The sequence below is a fragment of the Cohnella cellulosilytica genome (genome assembly GCF_042431195.1).
GTDB classification, from domain to species: domain Bacteria; phylum Bacillota; class Bacilli; order Paenibacillales; family Paenibacillaceae; genus Cohnella; species Cohnella cellulosilytica.
On record NZ_JBHMDN010000033.1, the window covers coordinates 97,443 to 120,957 of the forward strand.

Genomic DNA, 23,515 nt, shown 5'->3' on the forward strand with positions numbered 1-23,515 from the left:
CGCGAGAGGGCCGGACGACAGTTCGACGATACCCAGTACAAGCGCTCGGAGAGCTCGCGTCGATGGCCGGGAAGCAAGTTCCGCTTGCAATCCCGGCTTTTTTTCGTTAAGATACTGAATAAACGTTCAGTGAAATTGGCGGTGAGGCATTCCTATGAACAAGAAGAAGCTGCAAAGCGAGCAGACGAAGAAGAAGGTAGCCGACGCGGCGAAAGCCCTTTTCGTCCAGAAGGGCTACAAGGCGACCTCCATCGAGGATATCGTGAACGCGACCGGAAGCAGCGCCGGCAATATTTATTACCACTTCAAGAGCAAGGAAGGCTTGTTTCTGTATTTGCTCCAGGAGTGGGATCGCGAGTGGGAGAGCCGTTGGGCGGAGAAGGAACGGCTTTACTCGACGACGACGGAGAAGCTCTTCGGAATGGCGGAGCAGCTTGTGCTCGAAAATTTGAATCATCCGCTGACGAAAGCCGCGGACGAATTTTACAACAATTCGGAAAAAGCGGGCGACGTCGAGGAGCGAATGGCCGAGATGATCGCGGGGTATGTCAGCTTTAACCGCAAGCTGCTTCAAGAGGGGATCGACAACGGGGAGTTTCCGCCCTTCGAAGCCGACAGATCGGCCGTTATTTTGGATAGTCTGATCTACGGACTGAGTCAGCATTCGCGAAAAATGGACCGACAGCAAGCGCTCTTGCTGTATCGTTCGGCGGTAGAGACGTTTCTGTACGGGATCGTTCGACGCGAAGGTGAAGGGTGAAGCTTGCGGAGCCGCCCTTTTTTTGGCCACGAATATAGAATGAACATTCAGTATAATTGTTGGGGGAAATCATCATGGAACTGCTTCTTAGAAGAAGAGGGGCGATTCTGCTCCTGATGTTGAATCTTTTTCTTATCTTTATGGGGATCGGACTCGTTATTCCGATCATGCCGAAATATATGACGCTGCTGGATATCAGCGGCAGCATCGTCGGCTTGCTGGTCGGGGCGTTCTCGCTGGTCCAGCTTCTTTTCTCCCCGATGGCGGGCCGGATGACCGATTCGCTCGGCCGCAAGAAGATTATCGTCGCGGGCATGCTGGTGTTCGCCTTGTCCGAATGGCTGTTCGGCATCGCGAATTCGACGGCGCTGCTGTTCGGAGCGAGAATGCTGGGCGGCTTCGGAGCGGCGCTGATTATGCCCGCGGTAATGGCGTACGCGGCGGACATGACGACCAACGAGGAACGCGGGCGCGGCATGGGACTTATTAACGCGGCGATTACGACCGGCTTTATTATCGGCCCGGGGATCGGAGGCTACCTGGCGGAGTACGGCATTCGCGTGCCGTTCTACGCGGCGGCCGTCGCGGGACTTGCGGCGGCGGCCGTGACCGCGCTGCTGCTGCCGGAGTCGCTGTCCACAGCCCGCATCGGGCGCAAGCCGGTCGTCCGCGAGAAGCGGGAAAGCCTGTGGACGATGCTGCGTACCTCCTATCGCGAGCCTTATTTTCTCAGCCTGATTCTCGTGTTCGTCATGTCGTTCGGGCTGGCCAATTACGAGACGGTGTTCGGCCTGTTCGTCGACCACAAATTCGGTTTTACGCCGAAGGATATCGCGTTTATTTTAACGTTCGGTTCGATTGCGGGCGCCGTCGTTCAGCTTACGGTGTTCGGGCGGATTCTGAACCGGTTCGGGGAGAGGAACGTCATTACGTTCTGTCTGCTGGCGTGCGGATTGTTTATTCTGCTCACGATTTTCGTCGACGGCTTCTGGATCGTGTTCGCGGTTACTTTTATCGTGTTTCTGTCCATGGATATTTTGCGTCCCGCGATCGGCACGCAGATGTCGAAAATGGCCGAGGAACGGCAGGGCTACGTCGCGGGGCTGAACTCGGCCTTCACGAGCCTCGGCAATATCGCCGGTCCGATCATCGCCGGCGCGCTGTTTGACGTAGACGTCAATTATCCGTACGTGCTGGCCGCCGTCATTCTGGGGATCAGCTTCCTGCTTGCCGCCAGATCGGGCGGAAGAGAGGCCAAGACCGCCGCGAGCGGATGATCGCCCGGAGCGCCTCGACCTGTTAAGATAGGGGGAGAGGGCCATGCGGCCGGGAATGGAGAGGGAATATCGTGAAGCTGGACCGACTGCTGTCCATCGTGATTTTATTGGCGAATCGGAAAATCGTACAAGCCAAGGAGCTGTCCGAGCTGTTCGAGGTGTCGGTGCGGACGATCTATCGGGATATCGACGCCATTAACCAGGCCGGCATTCCGGTCGTGTCCTATCAGGGGGCGGGCGGAGGGATCGGCTTGTCCGAAGGCTATCGGCTCGATCGCAGCGTGCTGACGGAAGCGGAGCTGGCCGATATCGTCAACGCGCTGCAGAGCGTCTCGACGATCTACCCGGACCGGGACCGCAAGCTGCTGCTGGAGAAAATGAAAAGCGTCGTGCCCGCGGCCGAAGCCGAACGATTCCAATTTCGGACGCGGCAGCTTGTCGTCGACCTGTCCCCTTGGGGCGGCAGCGGCCATCTGGAGGAAAAGGTGGCGCTGTTGAAAAAGGCCGCGGAGGAGGAACGGTCGGTCGAATTCGCCTACTGCGACGCGCAGGGCAACGAATCGGCGCGCGACGTCGAGCCGTATACGCTTGTGCTCAAGCGGCAATCCTGGTATTTGTACGGCTATTGCCGGGGAAGGCGGCAGTTCCGTTTGTTCAAGCTGTTCCGGATGAAGGGCTTGACAATCGGAGAGCGATTCGACGTCCGCAGACCGGTCGAGCTGGAGCGCCTGCCTTGGAACGAGGCGTGGCATGCGTCCGGCAAGACGACCCGGCTCAAGCTGCGATTCAGCCGCAGAGCCAGGCATCTTGCCGAGGAATGGTTCGGCGTCGAGGCGGTCGTTGCGGAAGCGGCCGGCGAGGACGGGGAAGAGCGTTACATCGTCGCGGCCGAATTGCCGGAGGACCGCTGGCTGTACGGCTTTATCCTCAGCTTCGGCCCGGACGCGGAAGTGCTGGAGCCGCAATCGATCCGCGAAGAGATCCGGCGGCAGGCGCAAGGAATTATCGGTCATTATGCCGCGAAAACCTGACAGACAGTTGTCAGGTTTTCTTTTGTATAGTAGAGACATGGAGAGGAAGGAGGGGATGACGCTGAGCGGCAAAGTGGATTACAGAAAAGATTTCAAGGCTTTTTACCTCCCGAAAACGTCGCCGGAAATCATCGAGGTGCCGAAAATGCCGTTTTTGATGGTGGACGGCTCCGGAGACCCGAACGGCGGGGCGTTCATGAAGGAGACCGAGGCGTTGTACAGCTTGAGCTATGCGGTAAAAATGTCTTACAGGAGCGACGACGTGCCGGCGGACTACTACGAATATACGGTTTTCCCGCTTGAGGGCGTATGGGACCTGCTTGATCGTTCCAAACCCGCGACGGACAAAAGCAATTTGAAGTACACGATCATGATTCGTCAGCCCGATTTTCTGACCGAGCAAAGCTTCGAGCGATTTCTGGAGCAGACGAAGAGGAAGAAGACGAATCCGTTCCTGGAAAAAGTCAGGTTCGAGCATGCGTCGGACGGGTTATGCTGCCAGATGATGCATATCGGCAGCTTTGACGAAGAGCCGGCAAGCTTCGCACGGATGGAAGCGTTCTGCAAGGAGCAAGGGTTGGTCCGAGCCAGCCTCCTCCATCGGGAAATCTACTTGTCGGATCCCCGCAGGACGGAGCAGGCGAAGCTGAAGACGGCGCTTCGATTCCCCGTGAACAAAGCCGGTTCGACCGATCGCGTCGATTGGCCCGAGAGCGGAATCGGCCAAGAAGCATAAAAAACATAAAACAAGGAGCGATGGAGAAATGCAGCAAACGACGATACCCTGCCAAAGCTGCGGAATGCCGCTGACGGGGCCGGATGTCCAAGGAACGGACGAATCCGGCGGCCTTACTGAGGAATATTGCATTTATTGTTACGAGAACGGCGCGTTTACCCAGCCCGATTTTAAGATGGAGGATATGATCGGATTTTGCGTTCCTTTCCTCGTCGAGCAGGGCTTGGAGGAGAAAGCGGCCCGAGAGCTTCTCGCCGGGTCGCTTCCGGGATTGAAACGCTGGGCGTCCGAAGCGGACGTATAAGGGAACTTCGAGCTCTGCGACGAGCGCAGCGCCGATCCGCAGGACGCTATAGTCGACAGCGATATCGCCGTGAAGGGGCGGGTCCGTTATTTTTCGAATGAATGGTTGTTAGGTAGGTATTTCCACCCGGACGTCGAATTAACAGGATGAACCTATCCTCAGGGAGGAAATACGATGGACAACCAACCGATCTACAAGGACAACAATTTCACGATCACGAGAGAGCTGTTCATTAGCGGCAACACCCGGTTTGCCATCCAGCATCTATGCTCGATCAAGCTGGTCAAGTCGCGGCGGCAGATTCCGTATACGCTGCTCGTCCTTGAGCTGCTCTTAATCGCAACCGGCATCCTATGGGATTTCCGCTTCCATGAACTCGTATCGCTGCTCGGGGGCGCGGGATTGATCGCCAACGTTCTGGTCTACATTTTGGTAAAACCCGTCCATAAGCTGACGCTCGTGTTTTCCTCGGGAGAGAGGGAAGTGATCGGCGTCACCGACTATATGTATTTGGAAGGGCTTGCGAACGCGTTCAGCCGCTCGATCGTGGAGACCCGGCACAAAAGCTTGATGGTCGGCTAGAGCGGCGGTTCCAACGTCAAAAAAAAGACCTCCGGCTTCCTCTTTTGAAGGAGACCGGAGGTCTTGTTGTTCTTGTCTTTCTTGTCGTCTTGACGATTACTTCGATTCGCCCTGCAAGTAGTTGTAGAACGGTCCGTCGACCCAGAAGTCGTAGTTGACGATGTCCGCGGACGGATCGATTTTTTTGAAGCCCTCGGTTACGGGAGCGGATTGCTCCTTGAGCGAGAAGGATTGCGCGTAATAATGGCCTGCGGAAATTTTATTGTTGGAAATTTCCTTGTAATTGTCCAGCTCGGTAAGAGAATAGTAGAGCGGCTGCCACCAGGAACCGTAGATCAGTCCGGGCTCGTTGTCCTCGTCCTTCTTCGCGTACGACAGAATGATCCGGTCGAAGCGGTCTTTGTCGTACTCCGAGTCGAACTCGAAGGCGAGATCGTATTCCTTGGCGTACTCGATATAGTTGCCGTTCTCGATCTGGACGACCTCGTACAGATCGGACTCTCCCGGCTCTCCCCATTCCTTCAGATAAATAAAGGCGGACGTCTTCGGCTCGAACTGGACTTTCGCCTGGATCTTCTCGCTGCGGAGCAGGCCGACGAGCTGGAGCGCGTGCTTGAAATCAGAATGGCCGTACACGACCGACAACGAATCGAGGAAATTGGCGTCGTAGCGGCTGTCCTTCAAGTTGTAGCCGGTGACAAGGTCCTGCTTCAGCGCTTGGTCGACGACTTCGCGCAGATCGGGAGCCTGGATGATATCCGAAGTCCGATAGGCGTCGCCCAGCTTGACGAGAATGTCGGCGTCCGTGGTGTAGCCGAGATAACGCTTGTACAAGCCTTTGGCTTCCAGCACTTTGCCGAGCAGAACCGCCGCCAGGGAAGGGGACGCGATCTCGTCATTACGGATTTCCGGATAATAGCTGGAGACGAGCAGGCCGGTGCTGACGGCTGCGGCGAGAATTTTGGCCTGGTCCGAAGCGTACTGCTCGGACGTCCAGCCCAGCTTGACCCACGCCAGGGCGGATTTGGCCTTGCTGGCCGGGTACGTATACGCAAGCTCTCCCAGATCGGCCGCTTGCAGGGCAAGCGATACGGCTTCGATCGCCCTGAGCGGCTCGGAAGCGCTGCCGTCCAGCTCGATGGCCTTGTCCGTTACGATGGCGTTAAGAGCTTCCGCGAATTGCCCGCGGGTCCAGGAATCTCCGACGGCGACGCCGTACTTCTCCTGCAGATAAGCGCCGTATTCTTGCGCCTGCGGCGACAATACGGAATTTATTGCCGCTGCTGTTACGGGAGCCGCCGCCGACGCATGATGCGGCAGTACGACAGCCGGTGCGGTCCATGCTAAAGCCGCGGCGAGAGATAAGGCGACAATCGGTTTCGAACGATATTTCATAAAATAAAAAACCTCCTATGTAGATCGGAATACAAAGAATGATAGATTCGATCATATCACCGTGTTTCGATGCTGTCAATCCATTCATTTATGTGCTTCGGACGGGATATCCAAACCGATCGAATCGCATCAAAATAGGTATCGGAGCAAACCGGGGGGATCCCAACAGCCCGGCCTACTACCCTCATTAACCGGAAAAAAGCGGCTTGAATCACGAATTTAGATTTTTTTCTCTGACTGACCCATTCGAGCGGCTGACCACCTCCGGCAGACTGCTATCCGGACGATTCCATCGGCGATCGGGTCTTTAGTGGTCTGCCAGACCGCTATTCGGCGATTCCGCCGCTGATCGGGCCTTTAACGGTCAGGCAGACCGTTAATCGGCGATTCCATCGGCGAACGGGCTTTTAACGGTCCGGCAGACCGCTAATCGGCGATTCCATCGGCGATCGGGCCTTTTAACGGTCCGGCAGACCGCTATTCGGCGATTCCGCCGACGATCGGGCTTTTAACGGTCTGACAGACCGCTATTCGGCGATTCCATCGGCGAACGGGCTTTTAACGGTCCGGCAGACCGCTATCCCGCCGAATCCGCCGACGAACGGGCTTTTAACGGTCAGGCAGACCGCTATTCGGCGATTCCGCCGACGAACGGGCTTTTAACGGTCTGGCAGACCGCTATCTGGCGATTCCATCGGCGATCGGGCCTTTTAACGGTCTGGCAGACCGCTATTCGGCGATTCCATCGGCGAACGGGCTTTTAACGGTCCGGCAGACCGCTATTCGGCGATTCCATCGGCGAACGGGTCTTTAGCGGTCTGGCAGACCGCTATCCCGCCGACTCCGCCGACGATCGACGCAGCGCCGATCGCGCGGAGCGCCGCCGCTTAGCGCTGAAGCTCGCGGCCGACTTCGGCGATAATTTCGTAGGAACGCAGCCGCGCATCGTGATCGTAGATTTGCGAGGCGACGATCAGCTCGTCGGCTCCGGTGGACTCGATCACGCCTTGGAGCCGAGCACGGACCTGCTCCTTGTCGCCGACGATGGCGAAGCCGAACTGCCGGTTCAGCGCCGCTTCCTCGTAAGGCGTCCAGAGGCCGTCCATGCTGTCGACCGGAGGAGGAAGCTGGCCGAACCGCCCGCGAATCATATTCAGGAAGGCCTGCTGCTGCGAAGTGGCGAGCCTTCTCGCTTCCTGCTCGGTGTCGGCGGCGGTTACGCTGACACCGACCATCGCGTAAGGCTTGTCGAGCGCGGCGGATGGCTTGAAGTTCGAGCGATACAGCTCGAGCGCAGGCATCAGGTAGTCCGGCGCGAAATGGCTGGCGAACGAGAACGGGAGGCCGAGCCGGGCGGCAAGCTCCGCGCTGAAGCCGCTGGAGCCGAGCAGCCAGATCGGCACGTTCAGCCCCTCGCCGGGGACGGCGCGTACGATGCCGTTAACCGGAGCGGCTTCCGGCTGGAAGTAGGCCCGCAGCTCCGCGAGCAGCTCGGGGAAATCCTCCCCGCCTGCGCCCAATCCCCGCCGCAGCACGCGCGATACGGCCTGGTCGGAGCCCGGCGCGCGGCCGAGCCCGAGATCGATCCGGCCCGGATAGAGCGATTCGAGCGTGCCGAATTGCTCGGCGATGACGAGCGGGGCGTGGTTGGGCAGCATGATGCCGCCCGAGCCTACGCGAATCGTGGACGTGCCTCCGGCGACGTGGCCGATGAGCACGGAAGTGGCCGAGCTGGCGATGCCGGGCATGCCGTGATGCTCGGCCAGCCAGAAGCGGCGATATCCCCATTGCTCGGCGCGCTGCGCCAGATCGAGCGTATGGCGGAAGGAAAGGGCGGCAGAGCTGCCCTGAGTGATCGATGCGAGATCGAGGACGGAGATAGGCAAGGTGTTCGATTGAGTCATTGGCGAGTTGCCTCCTTGACGACGGAAATCAACCGTCGTTCATATGGTCGATCAGCCGCTGCAAACAGCGGTTTAACGAAGATAAATCTTCCGTGCACAGATGCTTGAGGGTCGTGGCCTGGCCGAAGGCGTCGAACGAGTCGAGCCGGGCCAGCACCTGCCTGCCCTTGTCGGTCAGCCGAACCCTCGTAACGCGGCGGTCCTCCGGGTCCTCGCAAGTTGCGACAAGCCCCCCCTGCTTCAGCCGTTCGATCATCCCCGTCATGTTCTGCTTGGTGACATGGGCGTTTAATCCCAGCTGCTTCAGCGACAGTTCGCCGTCCGCCAACGCGGACAAAATAAACCACTGATGCACGCTCGTCAAACCAGCCTCGGCGGCAAGCTTGCGGCCGAGACGTTCGAGCAGATTGGAGCAGCGGAAAAGGTTAACGACGATGTTGCCGTGCAGCTGTTCGTCTTGTTTCAAGGCGGACGCTCCATTAGTCAATTTATTGACTATATCCTAATGTATACGAAATCCGTTGTCAAACCGGCGGCCGCGGAACTGTTCGGGACTCATGCCGACGATTTTCTTGAACACGGAGCTGAAATAGCTGGGACTGTCGAAGCCGACGCGATGCGCCACTTCCCGGAGCTTGAGCTGCGGCTCGTTCAGCATCAGCTCCTTGCTGCGGTTGATCCGTTCCCGATTGACGTATTCCATCGGACGCAGCTGGAAGACGCGCTTGAACAGATGACACAAATATTGGGCGCTGACGCCGATCCGGGCCGCCATCTCGTCGATCGACAGCACGCGGTGGCAGTTGTCTTCGATGAAGCGGATGACCGGCTGCAGCTTCTGGTCGTGGCGAGGAGAGGAGGACGAGCCCGTCTTCGCGTTCCGGGACAAGTCCAGAAGCAGCGCGTACAGCAGCTTGGAGCATTCCGCTCCGAGAAAGGGGCGGCCGGTCAGCGACATCGCGTAAATCGCCTTCATCTGCGCGATCAGGCTGTCGGGATCGGACAACGCGTACACGCCGGAGCGGCGAATGCCCGAGTGGTTCATCCACGAAGGCATCAGGCTGCCGTTAAAGGCGATCCAATGGAGCCCCCAAGGCTCGGAAGTCGGATAATAAACGTGCGTCTCGTTCGGAAGCAGGAAGAAGCCCTGGCCGGGCTTGACCTGGCGGCGCGTCCCGTCCACCTCCAGCTCGCCCGTGCCCGAAATCGCCTGCAGCCATTGATAGTCCGGAAAACCGCCGGGCCTTCTCGTGCGCTCCTGATACTCCCAGTGGCCGATGCTCGTCAGATAGAGCGGAAGGCGGGAATCGGATTCGGTCACGATCGGAAACGAGGGCTGCACCATGCGGAAAACCTTCTTTCATATTTTGATAACAATACGAAAATATTAAAATAGGAATGGGGAGAGAACGGAATTATAATACGAATATAGTTATATTATAAGCGATAAGACCGAACGGCGGAACGCCGAAAACAAAGGAGACAAGCAGCATGGGAATCCGCTATCGCGAAGCAGAACGAGCCTTTCATCTGCAAGGGCCCAACACGAGCTACATCATTCAATTAAACGACCGGGGCGTTCCGGTGCACGCGTACTGGGGAAGGAAAATCCGCGAGGAGAACCTGAAGGGGATGCTCGTCTGCACGGAGCGTTCATCGTTCTCCCCCAACCCGTACCCGGAAGACCGGAGCGTATCCTTCGATACACTGCCGCAGGAGTACCCCGCTTATGGAGGCAGCGATTTTCGCCATCCGGCCTATCAGGTGCAGCTGGACAACGGTTCGACCGTAACGGAGTTCGCCTGTACGGCCCACCGCATTTTCTCCGGCAAGCCGGGACTCGAAGGGCTCCCGTCCACCTATGCGGAGCGGGAAGAGGAAGCGCAGACGCTCGAGCTGACGCTGAAGGACGAGCTGTCCGGCCTGGAAGCGGTGCTGAGCTACACGGTATTCGCCGACCACGACGCGATCGCGCGCTCCGTCAGACTGACGAACGGCGGAAATGCGCCGCTTCGCCTGCTCAGGGCGATGAGCGCAAGCGTCGATTTTAACCGCGACTCGTTCCGCATGCTCCAGCTGTCCGGATCGTGGGCCAGGGAAAGGGATCTGTACGGAAGGGAGCTCGTTCCCGGCATGCAGTCCGTCGAGAGCCGCAGAGGCTCCAGCAGCCACCAGCACAATCCGTTCGTCGCGCTGGTGTCGCCGGACGCCGGCGAAGATCGGGGCGAGGTGTACGGGTTCAGCCTGGTCTACAGCGGCAGCTTCGTCGCCCAGGCGGAGGTCGATCAATTCAAGACGACGCGGGTGTCGGTCGGCATTAATCCGTTTGACTTCGAGTGGCTCCTGGAGCCGGGAGAAAGCTTCCAGACTCCCGAAGCGGTGCTGGTCTACTCGGCGGAAGGGCTCGGCGCCATGTCGAGAACCTACCACCGGCTCTACCGGAGCCGTCTGTGCCGCGGCGCGCATCGCGACCGGACGCGGCCGGTGCTCGTGAACAACTGGGAAGCGACGTATTTCCAATTCAACGCCGACAAGATCGAGAGCATTGCCCGGGTCGGACGGGAGCTCGGCATCGAGCTGTTCGTGCTGGACGACGGCTGGTTCGGCCGCCGGGACAGCGACAACTGCTCGCTGGGCGATTGGAAGGTCGACTTGCGCAAGCTGCCCGGAGGACTCGAGGATCTGGCCGCTCGCGTCAATCGGCTGGATATGCAATTCGGGCTCTGGTTCGAGCCGGAGATGGTGTCGCCGGACAGCGATCTGTACCGCGCGCACCCGGACTGGTGCCTTCACGTTCCCGGACGCCGCAGGACGGAGGGACGCCAGCAGCTGATTCTCGACTTGTCGCGCCGGGACGTGTGCGACTATTTGATCGAAGCGGTCGGAGCCGTGCTTCGCTCGGCGCCGATCTCCTACGTCAAATGGGACATGAACCGGAACATGACGGAGATCGGCTCGGCGCTGCTCCCGCCGCAGCGGCAGCGCGAAACCGCCCACCGCTACATGCTCGGCCTGTACCGGGTCATGGAGACGATCACGTCGCAGTTTCCCGATATTTTGTTCGAGAGTTGCTCGGGCGGCGGCGGGCGCTTCGATCCCGGCATGCTCTATTACATGCCGCAGACGTGGACGAGCGACAACACGGACGCCGTTCACCGCCTGCGCATCCAATACGGAACGAGCCTTGTCTATCCGGTGAGCGCGATGGGCGCCCACGTGTCCGCCGTGCCGAATCACCAGACCGGACGGATCACGTCGCTCAAGACGCGCGGAGACGTCGCCATGTCGGGCAACTTCGGCTACGAGCTGGATCTGACCCAGATGACCGACGAGGAAAAAGCGGAAGTGAAGGAGCAGGTTGAGCGGTACAAGCAAATTCGCCATGTGGTGCAGTTCGGGGAATTTTACCGCCTGCGCAGCCCGTTCGAGGGCAGCGACGCCGCCTGGATGGCCGTGGCGGAGGACGGGGCGGAAGCGTTCGCCGTGCATGTCGGCGTGCTGGCCGAGCCCAACGCTCCGCTGGACTGGCTGCGGCTCAAGGGGCTCGATCCGGACGCTCGTTACCGCGTCGAGGGCAGCGGCGAGGTATACGGCGGCGACCAATTGATGTACGCCGGCCTGCCGATCCCCCGGGCGAGCGGCGACTACGAAAGCCACGTATGGAGACTCGTTCGTCTATAGGCCTGCCGCAAGCCGACGGAGCTTGCATAATTTTTCCACGCTTCGCGAAGACTATCTGGCGGAGGTGGTTTCTCATGGAACAGCAAGGCGGAAAACCGCACGTTACGGCCGTCCGTAAAAACGGAGACGGGGACATTGTGGAACTGCAGCTTTCGTCCGGACAAGTCGTCGGTTACAAGGAAGCGCAGCAGATGGCCAAAAACGATCAAATCGCCAACGTCAACGTGTTCAAGGGGCGCGACGGGGACGAGCATCTTCGTTCCGATCCCGACGGCCGCGAGGACAACAATCTGGACAATCTGCCGACGTTCTAAGCTCGGCGGCAGGCGCTCGGGCGCATCTTCTTCCTGATTACAGGAAGAAGGTGCGCTTTTTCGCGTGTCGCGGCGGCTGCGAAACATCGGGTGCAAGTGGTGCAAGAAAGTCCAAAGCGCCGCGGCGCGGCCGCAAGAAAGTAAAATAGCCGGCAAACCGGCCCGGACTTATAATGGAGCGCGTGACGACCCCCATTTACATTCGAACGGGAGGGATTGGCAATGGATTTGCGGCAATTTGAACGGCCGGGCGCGGACTACCGGGTTCATCCGTTCTGGTTTTGGAACGGCGCCATGGAGGAGGACGAAATCCGGCGGCAGATCGCCGAGATGCACCGGCAGGGAGTAGGCGGCTTTTTTATTTGCGCGCGCCAGGGGCTGACCGTTCCTTATTTGTCCCGGCAATGGTTCGACAAGGTGCGCCTGGCTGTGGAAGAGGCGGCGGAACGCGGCATGGGGGCGTGGCTCTACGACGAATATCCGTATCCGAGCGGCATGGCCGGCGGCGAGGTCGTGCTGGAGCATCCCGACGCCAGGCAGACGACGCTGGAGCATCGCCTCGTTCGCGCCCGCGGCGGCGAGAAGCTGGAGGTCGAGCTGCCCTGGGGCCGGATCGTATACGCGAAAGCGGCGCCGGTCGGCCCGGACGGGGTCGTGCTGTGGGACAGGGCGATCGACGTCCGGGATCGCATCGGGAACGCCCAGGCGGACCCGGTGTTTCAGAAAACCGGTCTGACCGCGTATACGCAGAAGCGTTTTTTCACGTATCGTACCGTCTACCGCCTGACGTGGGAAGTGCCCGAGGGAGAGTGGACGGTCGTTTTGTTTCAGGAGCTGGAACTGGAGGATTTCAAGTATTACGGCACTTACGTCGACCCGTGCAACCGCGAGGCGATGGCCGCCTTTATCCGTTTGACGCACGAGAAATACGCGGCGGCCGTCGGCGATTTTTTCGGCGGCGCGGTAAAAGGCATGTTCACCGACGAGATCGGACTGCTCGGCAGAATGCCCTGGTCGAAGCGGCTTGCCGGGGAGTTCCGCCGCAGATGCGGGTATGCGCTCGAGGAGCGGCTTCCCGCTTTCGTGGACCGCTTCGCCCCGGATGCGGCCAAGGTCCGTTACGACTATTATCAGACGCTGCATCGGCTGCTGCGCGAGGCTTATCACAAGCAGGCGAGCGACTGGTGCGTGAGTCGCGGGCTGATCTACGCCGCCGAGGTGCCCGTCGTGCGCATGGCGACGCAGACGCACAGCGGCATGCCGGGCGGCGATTCGGCGCATGAGAAGCTCGGCCGTTCGCTGGAATGGATTTTGCGCCGTTATTTCGCCAACCTGCGCGAAAATCCGAAAATGATCGGCTCGCTCGCCCGGCAGCTCGGCCGCGAACGCGCGCTTATCGAATGCTTTCACAGCGTCGGCTGGTCGATGACGCTGCAGGACGCCCGCTGGATGCTCGATCGGCTGGCGGCGATGGGGATCAACTTCTACAACTTTCATGCCTTCTACTACACGATGGACGCCTTGGCCAAGCACGACGCTCCGCCGTCGCAATTTTTGCAAAATCCGTACTGGGAGCATTTTCTCCTGCTGGCCGATTATGCCGGGCGTCTCGGCTACGCGATGAGCCGGGGGGAAGCCGACATTCGCTTCGCCTACCTCGATCCGACCACGACGCTCTGGACGCATATGGGCAATCCGTTCCAGGCGTTTCGATACGGGGGCGTCGATTCCGAAGAGGAGGAGCGGCTGGGCAAGCTGCGCGAAGACTGGACGGAGATCGGGGTGCGGCTGCTGCGCGCCCGGTTCGATTACGATCATCTCGATCCCGAGCTGCTGGGCGAGGCGGAGGCGGTCGACGGTTCGCTGCGGCTCGGACGGGCCGAATACAAGGCGATCGTTCTGCCTCCTCTGGTCAATCTGGAGGGCGGCGCCTGGGAGAAGTTGAAGGCGTTCAAGGAAAGCGGAGGCGTCTTGATCGCGCTGGGGCTGCTGCCGTACGAACGCATCGACGGGGACGGCCCGTCGGAGGAGGAGGCGATGCGTCTGTTCGGCGCATCGCATTCCCCGCGCGCCGTCTATTGGGGCGAATCGCAGGGGAAGACTGAAGATTTGCCTCCGTCCGCGGACGGAGGAGCCGTCTTCCTGCCGTTCGAAGCGGGGAAAGCCGCGCGGCAGTGGGACAATTTGAGGCGGCTGCTGCGGGACAAAGCGCCTTCGGCCGCGGAGTTCGAGCCGGCGAACGCTCCCGATACGGGGGCGATACTGATGCAGAGTCGGAGGTACTCCGAGCGCGAAGCGGCGGTGTTCCTCGCCAATCAGGAGGGACAGCGCCTCGAAGGGACGCTCCGCCTCCGTCCGGAGTTTCTGCCCACAGCGCTGGCGTCCGCGGTGGAAGCCGAAGCGGTCGAGCTAGATCTGGAAACCGGGGAAGGCCGGCGACTGGCCGCCTGGAGCCTGGCCGCAGGGCGTTGGGAGCTGCCGCTGACGATGGAGCCTTATGAAAGCCGATTGATCCTCATACGCCGCACAGCGCCGGAGAGCGGCGCGAATTCGGGGGAGCGGCCGGCGGAAAAGCTGCGATTGGACGCCTCCGGGGAGTGGAACGTCCAGGCGCTTGGCGGCAACTCGCTTCGCCTGGGGGATTTCGGGCTGCAAATCCGTAAAGGAGAGGCTCTCTCGGCGATCGGGCGCGTGTCCGCGAAGACGTTCGTCGATCAACTGGCGGATCTGGCGGAGCGCGAAGCCGTTCCCGCCGTCTTCCGCCAGACGTTCGGAACGCCGATGCGGATGGAGCCGGCTTACCCGATCGCGTGCGCGTATACGGCGCGCTTCGAGATCGCGGAGCTGCCGTCCGTCTGCGAGCTGGCGATGGACGAGGGCGCGGTTTGCGGCGAGAGCCGGATTCTGCTCAACGGACGCGAGATCGCTCCGGGGGCGCTGGAACGGCGCGAGACGCACGATCGCCGCCAGGTCGCCTGCGACGTAACGGCGTTGTTGCAGAAAGGGGCCAACGAGCTGAGGGTGGAAGCGACGGTGCGGCACGATTGGGAGGGCGTCGTCGATCCGCTTTACCTGCAAGGAGACTTCGGAGCGTTCTTCGACGAGACCGGCGGGCCGGTCCTCGCCCGCCGTCCGTCCGCCGTCTCCGGCATAGCCTCGGGCCCTGTTCCGGGTTTTCCTTATTACGCGGGAGTTCTGTCCTACAGCCGCCCGTTTGTGCTGGTCGAGCTGCCGCAGACGGACTGCTTCGAGCTGGAATTCGACCGCTGGGACCCGCATTTCCACGATTGCGCCGAGGTCCGCGTCAACGGGATTTCGCTGGGCGTGCGTCCGTGGACGCCTTACCGCTGGAGCGGGGAGACGCAGTGGCTGCGGGAAGGCGCGAACGAGGTGGAAGTCCGCGTTACCGGAACGCTGGTTTCTTTCCTCGACGGGGACTATTTCGATTACGCCGCACACAAGCTGCGGCCCGTTGCGGACCGCCCCGCCCCGCAATAAGGCGGCCGCTGCCGAACGGCGGCGCTCGGGATAAAGCCTGCAAAAAAGTGCAAAAGCGGCGGGCAAGGAGCGAAGAGCCCGCTGCAAAAGAGTCCAATTGCCGGTTAACCGAACATGAAATAAGGTGGGAATCGACCGGTCCAATTCGAACGAAAGGAGGCGTTGCCGATGGCGAGCGCGGACGGCGGCCTCGGCGCGGCGAGCGCGGGGAAACCCGCAAAGGCCGCATCGAGGCTCGGAGCGGAGCTGAACCGGAACAAATACTTGTACCTGCTCGCTCTGCCCGGACTGATTTTTTTTCTTCTGTTCAAGTACGTACCGATGTGGGGGATCGTCATTTCCTTCCAGAATTTCTCCCCTTACAAAGGCTTGCTGAACAGCGAGTGGGTCGGCTTGAGCCATTTTGCCGATTTTTTCGCCCATCCCGATTTTTGGCTGCTGTTCCGCAACACGATGGCGATCAACCTGATGAGCCTGTTTCTGTTCTTCCCGCTGCCGATCGCGCTGTCGCTGCTGTTGAACGAGGTCAGGTCGGTCGCCTACAAACGGATCGTACAGTCCGTCGTGTACATGCCGCATTTTCTGTCCTGGGTCGTCATCGCGGGGCTGACCTTCCTGCTGTTCGCCAAGGGCGAGGGGCTCGTGAACAAGCTGCTGGAGGCCGCCGGTCTGGAGCGGGTCGGCATATTGACCAATCCGAACGGCTTCTGGCTCATGCTGACCGCCCAGACGATCTGGAAGGAAGCGGGATGGGGGACGATTCTGTTTCTCGCGGCGATCGCCGGCACCGATCCCCAATTGTACGAGGCGGCGCGCATGGACGGAGCGGGTCGGCTGCGCCAAATGTGGCACGTCACCCTGCCGGCGATCCGCACCGTCATCGTCATTCTGCTCATTTTGCGTCTGGGGCAGATGATGGACGTCGGCTTCGAGCAGGTGTTCCTCATGTACAACGGCGCGGTGTCCGAGGTGGCGGAGGTGTTCGACACGTACGTCTACCGGGTCGGCATCCAGCAGGGGCAATTCAGCTTCAGCACGGCCGTCGGCCTGTTCAAGTCGGTTGTCGGATTGGCGCTGGTCGTGCTGTCCAACCGGCTGGCCAAGCGGTTCGGGGAAGACGGAATCTATTGAAAGAGAATGTGCCGAAAGGAGGGGGACCATGCTGCAATCGCGGGGCGACCGGCTGTTCGGCGGGATCAATTATTTCGTGCTTGGCGTTGTCGCCTTGCTGACCTTTTTTCCGATCTATTACGTGCTGGTCATTTCCTTTACGGACTCGACCGAATATTTAACGAAGGATTTTATTCTGTTTCCGGAGAAGCTGTCAGTGGACGCCTATCGCTATCTGCTGTCCACCCCGGCCTTCATTCGCTCGCTGGGCAACAGCGCTTTTCTGGCCGGCGTCGGAACCGTCTGCAGTCTGGCGGTGACCGCATCGCTCGCTTACGCGCTTTCCCGCAAGCGGCTGCGCGGACGCAGGGTGATGCTGCTGCTCATTTTGTTTACGGTTCTGTTCAACCCGGGCATCATCCCGAACTATTTGCTCGTCCGCGAGCTGGGGCTCATCAACAACATTTGGTCGCTCATCTTTCCCGCGCTGGCCAGCGGCTGGAACGTCATTCTGATGAAGGGCTTCTACGACAGCATTCCGGCGGAGCTGGAGGAGTCGGCGGCGATCGACGGCTGCAACGATCTGGGCATCTGGTTCCGCATCATTTTGCCGCTGTCGCTGCCTTCCATCGCGGCGTTCGGCCTGTTCTACGCGGTCGGCTACTGGAACCAGTTTTTCAACGCGCTGCTGTACTTGAACGACGCCGCCAAATGGCCGATTCAGGTGCTGCTGCAAAATCTGCTGATCTCTTCGTCCAACAGCGAGCTGGCCACCTCGTCCTACACGGTGAAGCCGCCGACGGAGATGCTGAAAATGGCGGCGGTCATGATTTCGACGGTTCCGATATTAGGCGTCTACCCGTTCCTGCAAAAATATTTTGCCAAAGGGGCCATGGTCGGCTCGGTGAAAGGGTAACGCGCGATTTTTTCAACTTTCAAAACGGATAAGGAGCGGGGTATACTATGAAAATCGGGAAAACGGGACTGGCGGCGGCATTGGCGTCGCTCGTCCTGCTGTCGGCATGCGGCGGCGGAAACTCGGCGAACGCGCCGAGCGGGACGGCTCAGGGGAGCGCGTCCGCGGACAAGGGAGCCGGGCAGAGCACGGGAGACAAGCCGGCGCCGGTGGAATTCACGGTGATGACCAACTTCTTCAGCCAGCAGCCGATGGCCGACGACAATCCGGTCAAGGCGGCGGTCGAGGAAGCGACGAACTCCCGCATGGACATCCAGTGGGTGTCCTCCAACAATTACACGGACAAATTAAACGTTACGCTCGTCTCGGGGGACATTCCGGATCTGATCTATATCAACGATCCGTTCTCGACCGTCTTCCGCAGCATGACGTCGCAGGGGGCGTTCTGGGATTTGGGGCCGTACATCGGCGAATATCCGAACTTGTCTAGCGGAATCAGCGAGACGGCATGGGAGCTGACGAAGATGGCCGACGGCAAAAATTACGCGGTTCCGCGTCCCCGTCCTTCCGAGGCCGACACCTTCTTCATCGTGCGCAAGGACTGGCTGGACCGGGTCGGCCTGCAGGCGCCGACGACGACCGACGAGCTGTACGCGGTTATGAAAGCGTTTGTAGAACGGGACCCGGACGGCAACGGCAAGCCGGACACCGAAGGCTTCGCCGCTTATATCGAGCCGACGCGAGTCGATCTGCCCTATGGCTCTCTCAGCTATATCGAGCACAGCTTCACCGGCGTGAACGGAAGCTGGAAGTGGGACGGCGAGAAGATGATCCATACCTCGCTGCTTCCGGAGGTGCGCGAATCGCTCGTCTATATTACGAAGGCGTACGCGGAGAAGCTCATTCCCGCCGACTTCGCCTCGCTTAAGCCGACGCAGCTGCGCGACATGTTCCGGGCCGGCCGGCTCGGGCTGATGACCGAGAAGGCGGGCACGCAGCGGGACTACATGGAAGAGCTGAAGAAAATCGATCCGAATGTGAAGGATACCGACTTCTATCCAGTGACGAACCTGAACGGCTACAATCCGAAGGGACCCGGCTACAACGGCGTGATGGCCATTCCGAAGTCGGTTCCGGAGGAGAAAATGAAGCGCATCCTCCAGGTGATGGACACGTGGATGAATCCGGAGGTGTTCAAGCTGAACACGTACGGGCTCGAAGGCATTCACCACAAGCTGGAAAACGGCGAGCCGGTCGTCGACACGGAGAAGATGCTGGCCGACAGCGTGGCCGATCTGAACCAGATTTTGTACGTCGCCGATCCGTACGCCAGCTCGACGAAGCCGTTTTTCTCGCCGGAGTCCAATGAGCTGTACGCGCAGGTGCAGGACGAACGCGCCAAGACAAGCGTCGCCGACATCTCCATCGGGCTGTATTCGGAGACCGCCCAGAAGGCGCTTCCGGAAATCGAGAAGAAAATTATCGACCTGAAGACGAAGGTGATTTTGGGGCTTCAGCCGATCGAAGCCTGGGACGACCTCGCGGCCAAGCTGCGGGACGATCCGGATATGATCAAGATGAGCGGGGAAATGACCGAAGCTTACAAGCGGCGCGCGGGGCTGTAACGTCCAGAACGTCCGCGTTCGCCGCGCCGGCCGCCGCGGCTAACGCGAATCGCGCAGAGAGAGGATGGAGCGGGAATGGGTCTGGGATGGGGGAACCTGGGAAGCGGGTGGATCAGCGGTCTTGCGGCCAGGAAGAAGCGTTCGCGCAGCTTTTATTGGAAAAGCCTCGTGCTTCTTCTTACGGTGACCTCGATTCCCGGACTCGTCACCGGAGGCATCATCTATTGGACGTCTACGAAGCAGATCGCGACCGAGCTTCGGCAGCTTCACGTCAACCGGATTCAGCAGCGGGCCGAGAATATCGGCGACCAGTTCTCGTATTTGGAGATGCTGTTCTCCCGCTGGTCGTTCGACACCCAGTTCGACAACAAGCTGCTGAAGCTCGATTTCGTCTACAACTACGAGCAGATTCACGACATTTACCGCACGCTGCTCATTATGGAAGGCTCGCACCCGCTCGTGTCCGGCGTGGAGCTTTACCTGGACAGGCCGGAGCCGCGCGTGTTCCGCAAGGACATCTATCTCAATCTCGACGCCTCGGAGGCGGACAACCGCTACGCTCCGTGGCTGGAGCACGCGAAGTACGAGTTTTGGACCGACGAGTTTCAGTCGTACAACGGCAAGACGTGGAGCTCGCCCGGCATGACACTCGTGAGCAAGGTGCCCGGAGGCGGCGTCGAATCGTTCGGCTACATCGCGGCGGTCATTAACTACGACTGGCTGAACCGGCTGCTGAACACGCTGACGCCGTACGAGGGCGGAACGACCGTCCTGCTGGGCGGGACCGATTACCGCTTCCTGAACGGGGAAGGGCGGGCGGGGCCGCTGGAGCGGGCTTTGCGCGAAGCATATCTTGGCCGCGAGGATCGGGAAAGCTCGTTCCTGTTCGCTTACGAGGGCGCCGACTACCTGGTGTTCACCGGGACGTTCTCCCGGCTGGGCTCCGACTGGACCTACGTGTCGGCGGCGCCGGTCTCGGCAATTACCGCTCCGCTGCTGTTCGCGTCCCGGCTGATGCTGTGGATCAGCGGCTGCGGGCTCGTGCTGGCGCTGCTGCTGTCGTGGGGCGCTTCGCTGCGCCTCTACTCCCCGATCGGCAGGCTGATGGGCATTCTGTCCAAGGATTCGGCCTATGCGCGGGCCTCCTCGGACAATCGCGACGAATTCGAGCTGATCGAGCGCCAGTGGCGTCATCTGACCAGCGAGCGCGAGGAGCTGACGAACCGGCTCGAGGCGCACGTTCCGCAGATGCGGGAGAGCTTCCTGCTGCAGGTCGTTCAGGGCAGGCTGTTTTCCCGCAACGAGCCGGAGCTGCGCGAGCGGCTGCGGCAGTACGGCTGGGAGGCGGAGGGCAAGCAGCTTGTTGTCGTCGTCGTTCAACTGACGCGCTTCTCCCAGCTGGAGGGGCGCTTCTCGCCCGGAGACGAGGATCTCGTCACCTTCGCGGCGGTCAACATCGTCTCGGAGCTGCTGGAGGCGCAGGCGCTGCCGTTCCAGACGCTGAACTTTCACGACCTGACGCTCGGGCTGCTGCTGGCCTTCCCCGGCGAGCTGGCGGAGAAGGAGCTCAGAGGCGAGCTGAACCGGCTGTCCGGGGAATGGATCGCGGCCGTGGAGAAGGTGCTCAAGCTGCAGATGACCGTCTCGGCCAGCCGGCCGTCCCCACAGGTCAGGCAGCTTCCGATGCTGTTCGAGGAGGCCCGCCGCGTCCAGAACTACGAGGACGTCAGAGGCGGGAGCCAGATCATCCACGCGGGCGACGAAGAGAAGCGCCGTTCGGCGGAAGGCGAATTCCGCTACCCGTTCGCGCTGGAGAAGGAGATTATTCACGCCGTAAGAATCGGCTCGGAGGAAGAAGCCTCGGAGCTGATCGAGCGCTTCCTCGAGACGCTCTCCGAGAGCGGAGCCAAGCTGGTCGTGCAGCAGGGCATGCTTCAGCTGCTGGGCAGTCTGCAGCACGCGATGCTGCATTCCGGCGCCAATCCGATCCGGCTGTTCGGAGGCGGCAATCTGTACGAGCAGCTTGCGGCCTGCGTCAATCCCGAAGGGATTCCGCAATGGTTTCGCCAGAAGGTCGTGGGCCCGTACGTCAAGGAGCTGATCGACAGGCAGGACTATCATATGAAGCAGATGGTGGAGAAAACGCTGCTGCTGATCGGCGACGGCTATATGAGCTTCGAGCTGTCGCTGGAGCGCTGCGCCGACCAGTTCGGCACGAGCGCCTATACGCTGAGCCGGGCGTTCAAGCAGATTACCGGCATCACGTTTATCGATTACTTGACCCATCTGCGGCTGGAGAAGGCGAAGACGGCGCTGCGCGAGACCGACGGGAAAATCAACGATATCGCGATCGGCGTCGGCTACCAGCATACGTATTTCAACCGGATTTTCAAAAAGTACGAGGGGATCACCCCCAGCCAATACAGGGAGATGAACCGCGGCGGGTGACCGCACGGGGCGCGAAGAGAGTCGAGCCGAACCGTTGAGCCGCTCCGGACCGACGGCCGGGGAAGGCGAGCGGGACCGGCTGCTCGTATGTACAACCTGAGGCCGCGTTTTCGGGGCTTGCTCAAACAAACAGTTGTATTCCAAGGCGAATTCCCCTAAAATGAAAGGGCGAACATGTACGTACAAGTAGTTCATTACCATTCCTGTTAGGGGGATTCGCGCAATGTTGAAGCTGCAATCTTATGAATTTTGGTTTGTGACCGGTAGTCAGCACTTGTACGGACCGGAGACGCTGGAGGAGGTCGCCGCGCATTCCCGGGAAATCGCGGAGTCGCTGACCGGAGATGCCGGCATCCCGTATCCGATCGTATTCAAGCCGGTCGTGAAGACGCCGGAGGAAATCCGCCAGCTGTGCGCGGACGCGAACGCGGACGACGCCTGCGCGGGCATCGTAACGTGGATGCACACGTTCTCGCCGGCGAAGATGTGGATCGCCGGGCTGTCGGAGCTGCGCAAGCCGCTGCTTCATCTGCACACGCAGTACAACCGCGACATTCCGTGGGATACGATCGATATGGATTTCATGAATACGAACCAGGCCGCTCACGGGGATCGCGAGTACGGCTTTATCGGAGCGCGCCTGGGCATCTCCCGCAAGGTCGTCGTCGGCCACTGGCAGGACCCGCAGGTGCGGGCGCGGATCGGCGGCTGGGAGCGGACAGCGGTTGCCGGCGTGGAGAGCCGGAAGCTTAAGGTTGCCCGGTTCGGAGACAATATGAGGCAGGTCGCGGTTACGGAAGGCGACAAGGTCGAGGCGCAAATCCGCTTCGGCTGGTCGGTGAACGGCTACGGCGTCGGCGATCTTGTCGAGCGGGTGAACGCGGTGTCCGCGGAAGCGGTCGAACGGCTGCTGGAGGAATACGACGCGGCCTACGAGATCGTCGAGGCGGGGCGCAGGCCGGGACCGGTCAGAGACGCGATCGCCTATCAGGCGAAGCTGGAGATCGCGCTGAAGTCGTTCCTGGAGGAAGGCGGATTCACCGCGTTCACGACGACGTTCGAGGATCTGCACGGGCTGGAGCAGCTTCCGGGCCTCGCCGTGCAGCGGCTGATGGAGCAGGGCTACGGCTTCGCGGGCGAAGGGGACTGGAAGACCGCCGCGCTGACCCGGCTGGTAAAGATTATCGCGGGCGGCGTCGACACGTCCTTCATGGAGGACTACACGTACCATTTCGAGCCCGGCAACGAGTTGGTGCTCGGCGCGCACATGCTGGAGGTATGTCCGACGCTGGCGGCCTCCAAGCCGCGCATCGAAGTGCATCCGCTCGGCATCGGCGGCAAGGCCGACCCGGCCCGGATCGTGTTCGACGGCAAGGGCGGCTCCGCGATCAACGTATCGGTCGTCGACATGGGCAGCCGCTTCCGCATGATCGTGAACGAAGTGGAGGGCGTCGCCGTGAACAAGCCGATGCCGAAGCTTCCGGTCGCCCGCGTGCTTTGGAAGCCGAAGCCTTCGCTGCAGTTGGGCGCCGAAGCCTGGATTTTGGCCGGCGGCGCGCACCACACCGTCTATTCGTTCGCGGCGACGACCGAGCAGATGCTCGATTTCGCCGACCTCTTCGGCATCGAATGCGTCGTCATCGACGAGCAGACGAGCGCCGCCCGGCTCCGCAACGAGCTGCGCTGGAGCCAGGCCGCCTGGAAATAGACCGTTAACGACAGCGGCGGCGAATGCCGCTGCGCCGAAGCGGCGCGGAAAGACTCCTGATTTCTCATACGCGAGGAAACAAGTAGAGGCTTGTCCTGTTAAGGACGGGCCTCTACTTTTGCTTTAAAGGATTTCTTGCGGTTGGCGAAGAGAGGGCGGGAGGACGGGCGTTGATGCCCAAAAGTGAATTCAATTGTATCAACTGTATTATTTTATAGGTTATTAT

At 60.5% G+C, this 23,515-nt stretch carries 18 protein-coding genes; 14 read left to right on the forward strand and 4 right to left on the reverse strand.

Annotated features, from left to right (window positions below; genetic code table 11):
• The first annotated feature begins 154 nt into the window (after positions 1-154).
• The 6 genes from ACFFT4_RS22935 (at position 155) to ACFFT4_RS22960 (ending at position 4,690) form a co-directional block, all read left to right on the forward strand.
• Positions 155-760: a TetR/AcrR family transcriptional regulator gene (locus ACFFT4_RS22935; protein ID WP_378051196.1), complete on the forward strand. Its 606-nt coding sequence runs from the start codon at positions 155-157 to the stop codon at positions 758-760.
• A 74-nt stretch (positions 761-834) separates the two neighbouring features.
• Positions 835-2,037: an MFS transporter gene (locus ACFFT4_RS22940; protein WP_378051197.1), complete on the forward strand. Its 1,203-nt coding sequence runs from the start codon at positions 835-837 to the stop codon at positions 2,035-2,037.
• A gap of 71 nt (positions 2,038-2,108) precedes the next feature.
• Positions 2,109-3,068 (forward strand): helix-turn-helix transcriptional regulator, encoded by a 960-nt coding sequence (locus tag ACFFT4_RS22945; protein WP_378051198.1) that lies wholly within the window; start codon positions 2,109-2,111, stop codon positions 3,066-3,068.
• A gap of 55 nt (positions 3,069-3,123) precedes the next feature.
• Positions 3,124-3,804, forward strand: coding sequence for a GyrI-like domain-containing protein (locus ACFFT4_RS22950; protein WP_378051199.1), 681 nt, complete (start codon positions 3,124-3,126; stop codon positions 3,802-3,804).
• A 28-nt stretch (positions 3,805-3,832) separates the two neighbouring features.
• On the forward strand, positions 3,833-4,108 hold the full coding sequence (locus ACFFT4_RS22955; protein ID WP_378051201.1) for a zinc ribbon domain-containing protein: 276 nt from the start codon (positions 3,833-3,835) through the stop codon (positions 4,106-4,108).
• A gap of 174 nt (positions 4,109-4,282) precedes the next feature.
• Positions 4,283-4,690: a DUF6232 family protein gene (locus ACFFT4_RS22960; RefSeq protein ID WP_378051202.1), complete on the forward strand. Its 408-nt coding sequence runs from the start codon at positions 4,283-4,285 to the stop codon at positions 4,688-4,690.
• 96 nt (positions 4,691-4,786) lie between these two features.
• On the opposite strand, the gene ACFFT4_RS22965 is transcribed toward ACFFT4_RS22960, so the two are convergent.
• From ACFFT4_RS22965 to ACFFT4_RS22980, 4 genes are all read right to left on the reverse strand, one after another.
• The gene (locus tag ACFFT4_RS22965; protein WP_378051203.1) at positions 4,787-6,085 is read right to left on the reverse strand and encodes a hypothetical protein; all 1,299 of its coding nucleotides are present in this window, start codon (positions 6,083-6,085) and stop codon (positions 4,787-4,789) included.
• Between the two features lie 887 nt (positions 6,086-6,972).
• Positions 6,973-7,989, reverse strand: a complete 1,017-nt coding sequence (locus tag ACFFT4_RS22970) for an LLM class flavin-dependent oxidoreductase (RefSeq protein ID WP_378051204.1) — start codon at positions 7,987-7,989, stop codon at positions 6,973-6,975.
• A gap of 28 nt (positions 7,990-8,017) precedes the next feature.
• Positions 8,018-8,455, reverse strand: a complete 438-nt coding sequence (locus tag ACFFT4_RS22975) for a MarR family winged helix-turn-helix transcriptional regulator (RefSeq protein WP_378051205.1) — start codon at positions 8,453-8,455, stop codon at positions 8,018-8,020.
• 36 nt (positions 8,456-8,491) lie between these two features.
• Positions 8,492-9,334: an AraC family transcriptional regulator gene (locus ACFFT4_RS22980; RefSeq protein WP_378051206.1), complete on the reverse strand. Its 843-nt coding sequence runs from the start codon at positions 9,332-9,334 to the stop codon at positions 8,492-8,494.
• A gap of 146 nt (positions 9,335-9,480) precedes the next feature.
• On the opposite strand from ACFFT4_RS22980, the gene ACFFT4_RS22985 reads away from it, so the two are divergent.
• From ACFFT4_RS22985 to araA, 8 genes are all read left to right on the forward strand, one after another.
• Positions 9,481-11,670 carry an alpha-galactosidase gene (locus ACFFT4_RS22985; protein ID WP_378051208.1) on the forward strand — a complete coding sequence of 730 codons (2,190 nt, stop codon included), beginning with the start codon at positions 9,481-9,483 and terminating at the stop codon, positions 11,668-11,670.
• 74 nt (positions 11,671-11,744) lie between these two features.
• Complete coding sequence (locus tag ACFFT4_RS22990; RefSeq protein ID WP_378051209.1) at positions 11,745-11,984, forward strand: DUF3892 domain-containing protein; 240 nt, start codon at positions 11,745-11,747, stop codon at positions 11,982-11,984.
• A gap of 222 nt (positions 11,985-12,206) precedes the next feature.
• Complete coding sequence (locus tag ACFFT4_RS22995; RefSeq protein WP_378051210.1) at positions 12,207-15,482, forward strand: glycosyl hydrolase; 3,276 nt, start codon at positions 12,207-12,209, stop codon at positions 15,480-15,482.
• Positions 15,483-15,650: 168 nt separating this feature from the next.
• A complete protein-coding gene (locus tag ACFFT4_RS23000) occupies positions 15,651-16,613 on the forward strand; it encodes an ABC transporter permease (RefSeq protein WP_378051211.1) in 963 nt (320 codons plus the stop codon).
• Between the two features lie 28 nt (positions 16,614-16,641).
• Positions 16,642-17,508 carry a carbohydrate ABC transporter permease gene (locus ACFFT4_RS23005; protein ID WP_378051212.1) on the forward strand — a complete coding sequence of 289 codons (867 nt, stop codon included), beginning with the start codon at positions 16,642-16,644 and terminating at the stop codon, positions 17,506-17,508.
• A 47-nt stretch (positions 17,509-17,555) separates the two neighbouring features.
• Positions 17,556-19,133 (forward strand): type 2 periplasmic-binding domain-containing protein, encoded by a 1,578-nt coding sequence (locus ACFFT4_RS23010; RefSeq protein WP_378051214.1) that lies wholly within the window; start codon positions 17,556-17,558, stop codon positions 19,131-19,133.
• Between the two features lie 75 nt (positions 19,134-19,208).
• Positions 19,209-21,581 carry a helix-turn-helix domain-containing protein gene (locus tag ACFFT4_RS23015; protein ID WP_378051215.1) on the forward strand — a complete coding sequence of 791 codons (2,373 nt, stop codon included), beginning with the start codon at positions 19,209-19,211 and terminating at the stop codon, positions 21,579-21,581.
• A 223-nt stretch (positions 21,582-21,804) separates the two neighbouring features.
• On the forward strand, positions 21,805-23,289 hold the full coding sequence (gene araA, locus ACFFT4_RS23020) for an L-arabinose isomerase (RefSeq protein WP_378051216.1): 1,485 nt from the start codon (positions 21,805-21,807) through the stop codon (positions 23,287-23,289).
• Positions 23,290-23,515: the final 226 nt, after the last annotated feature.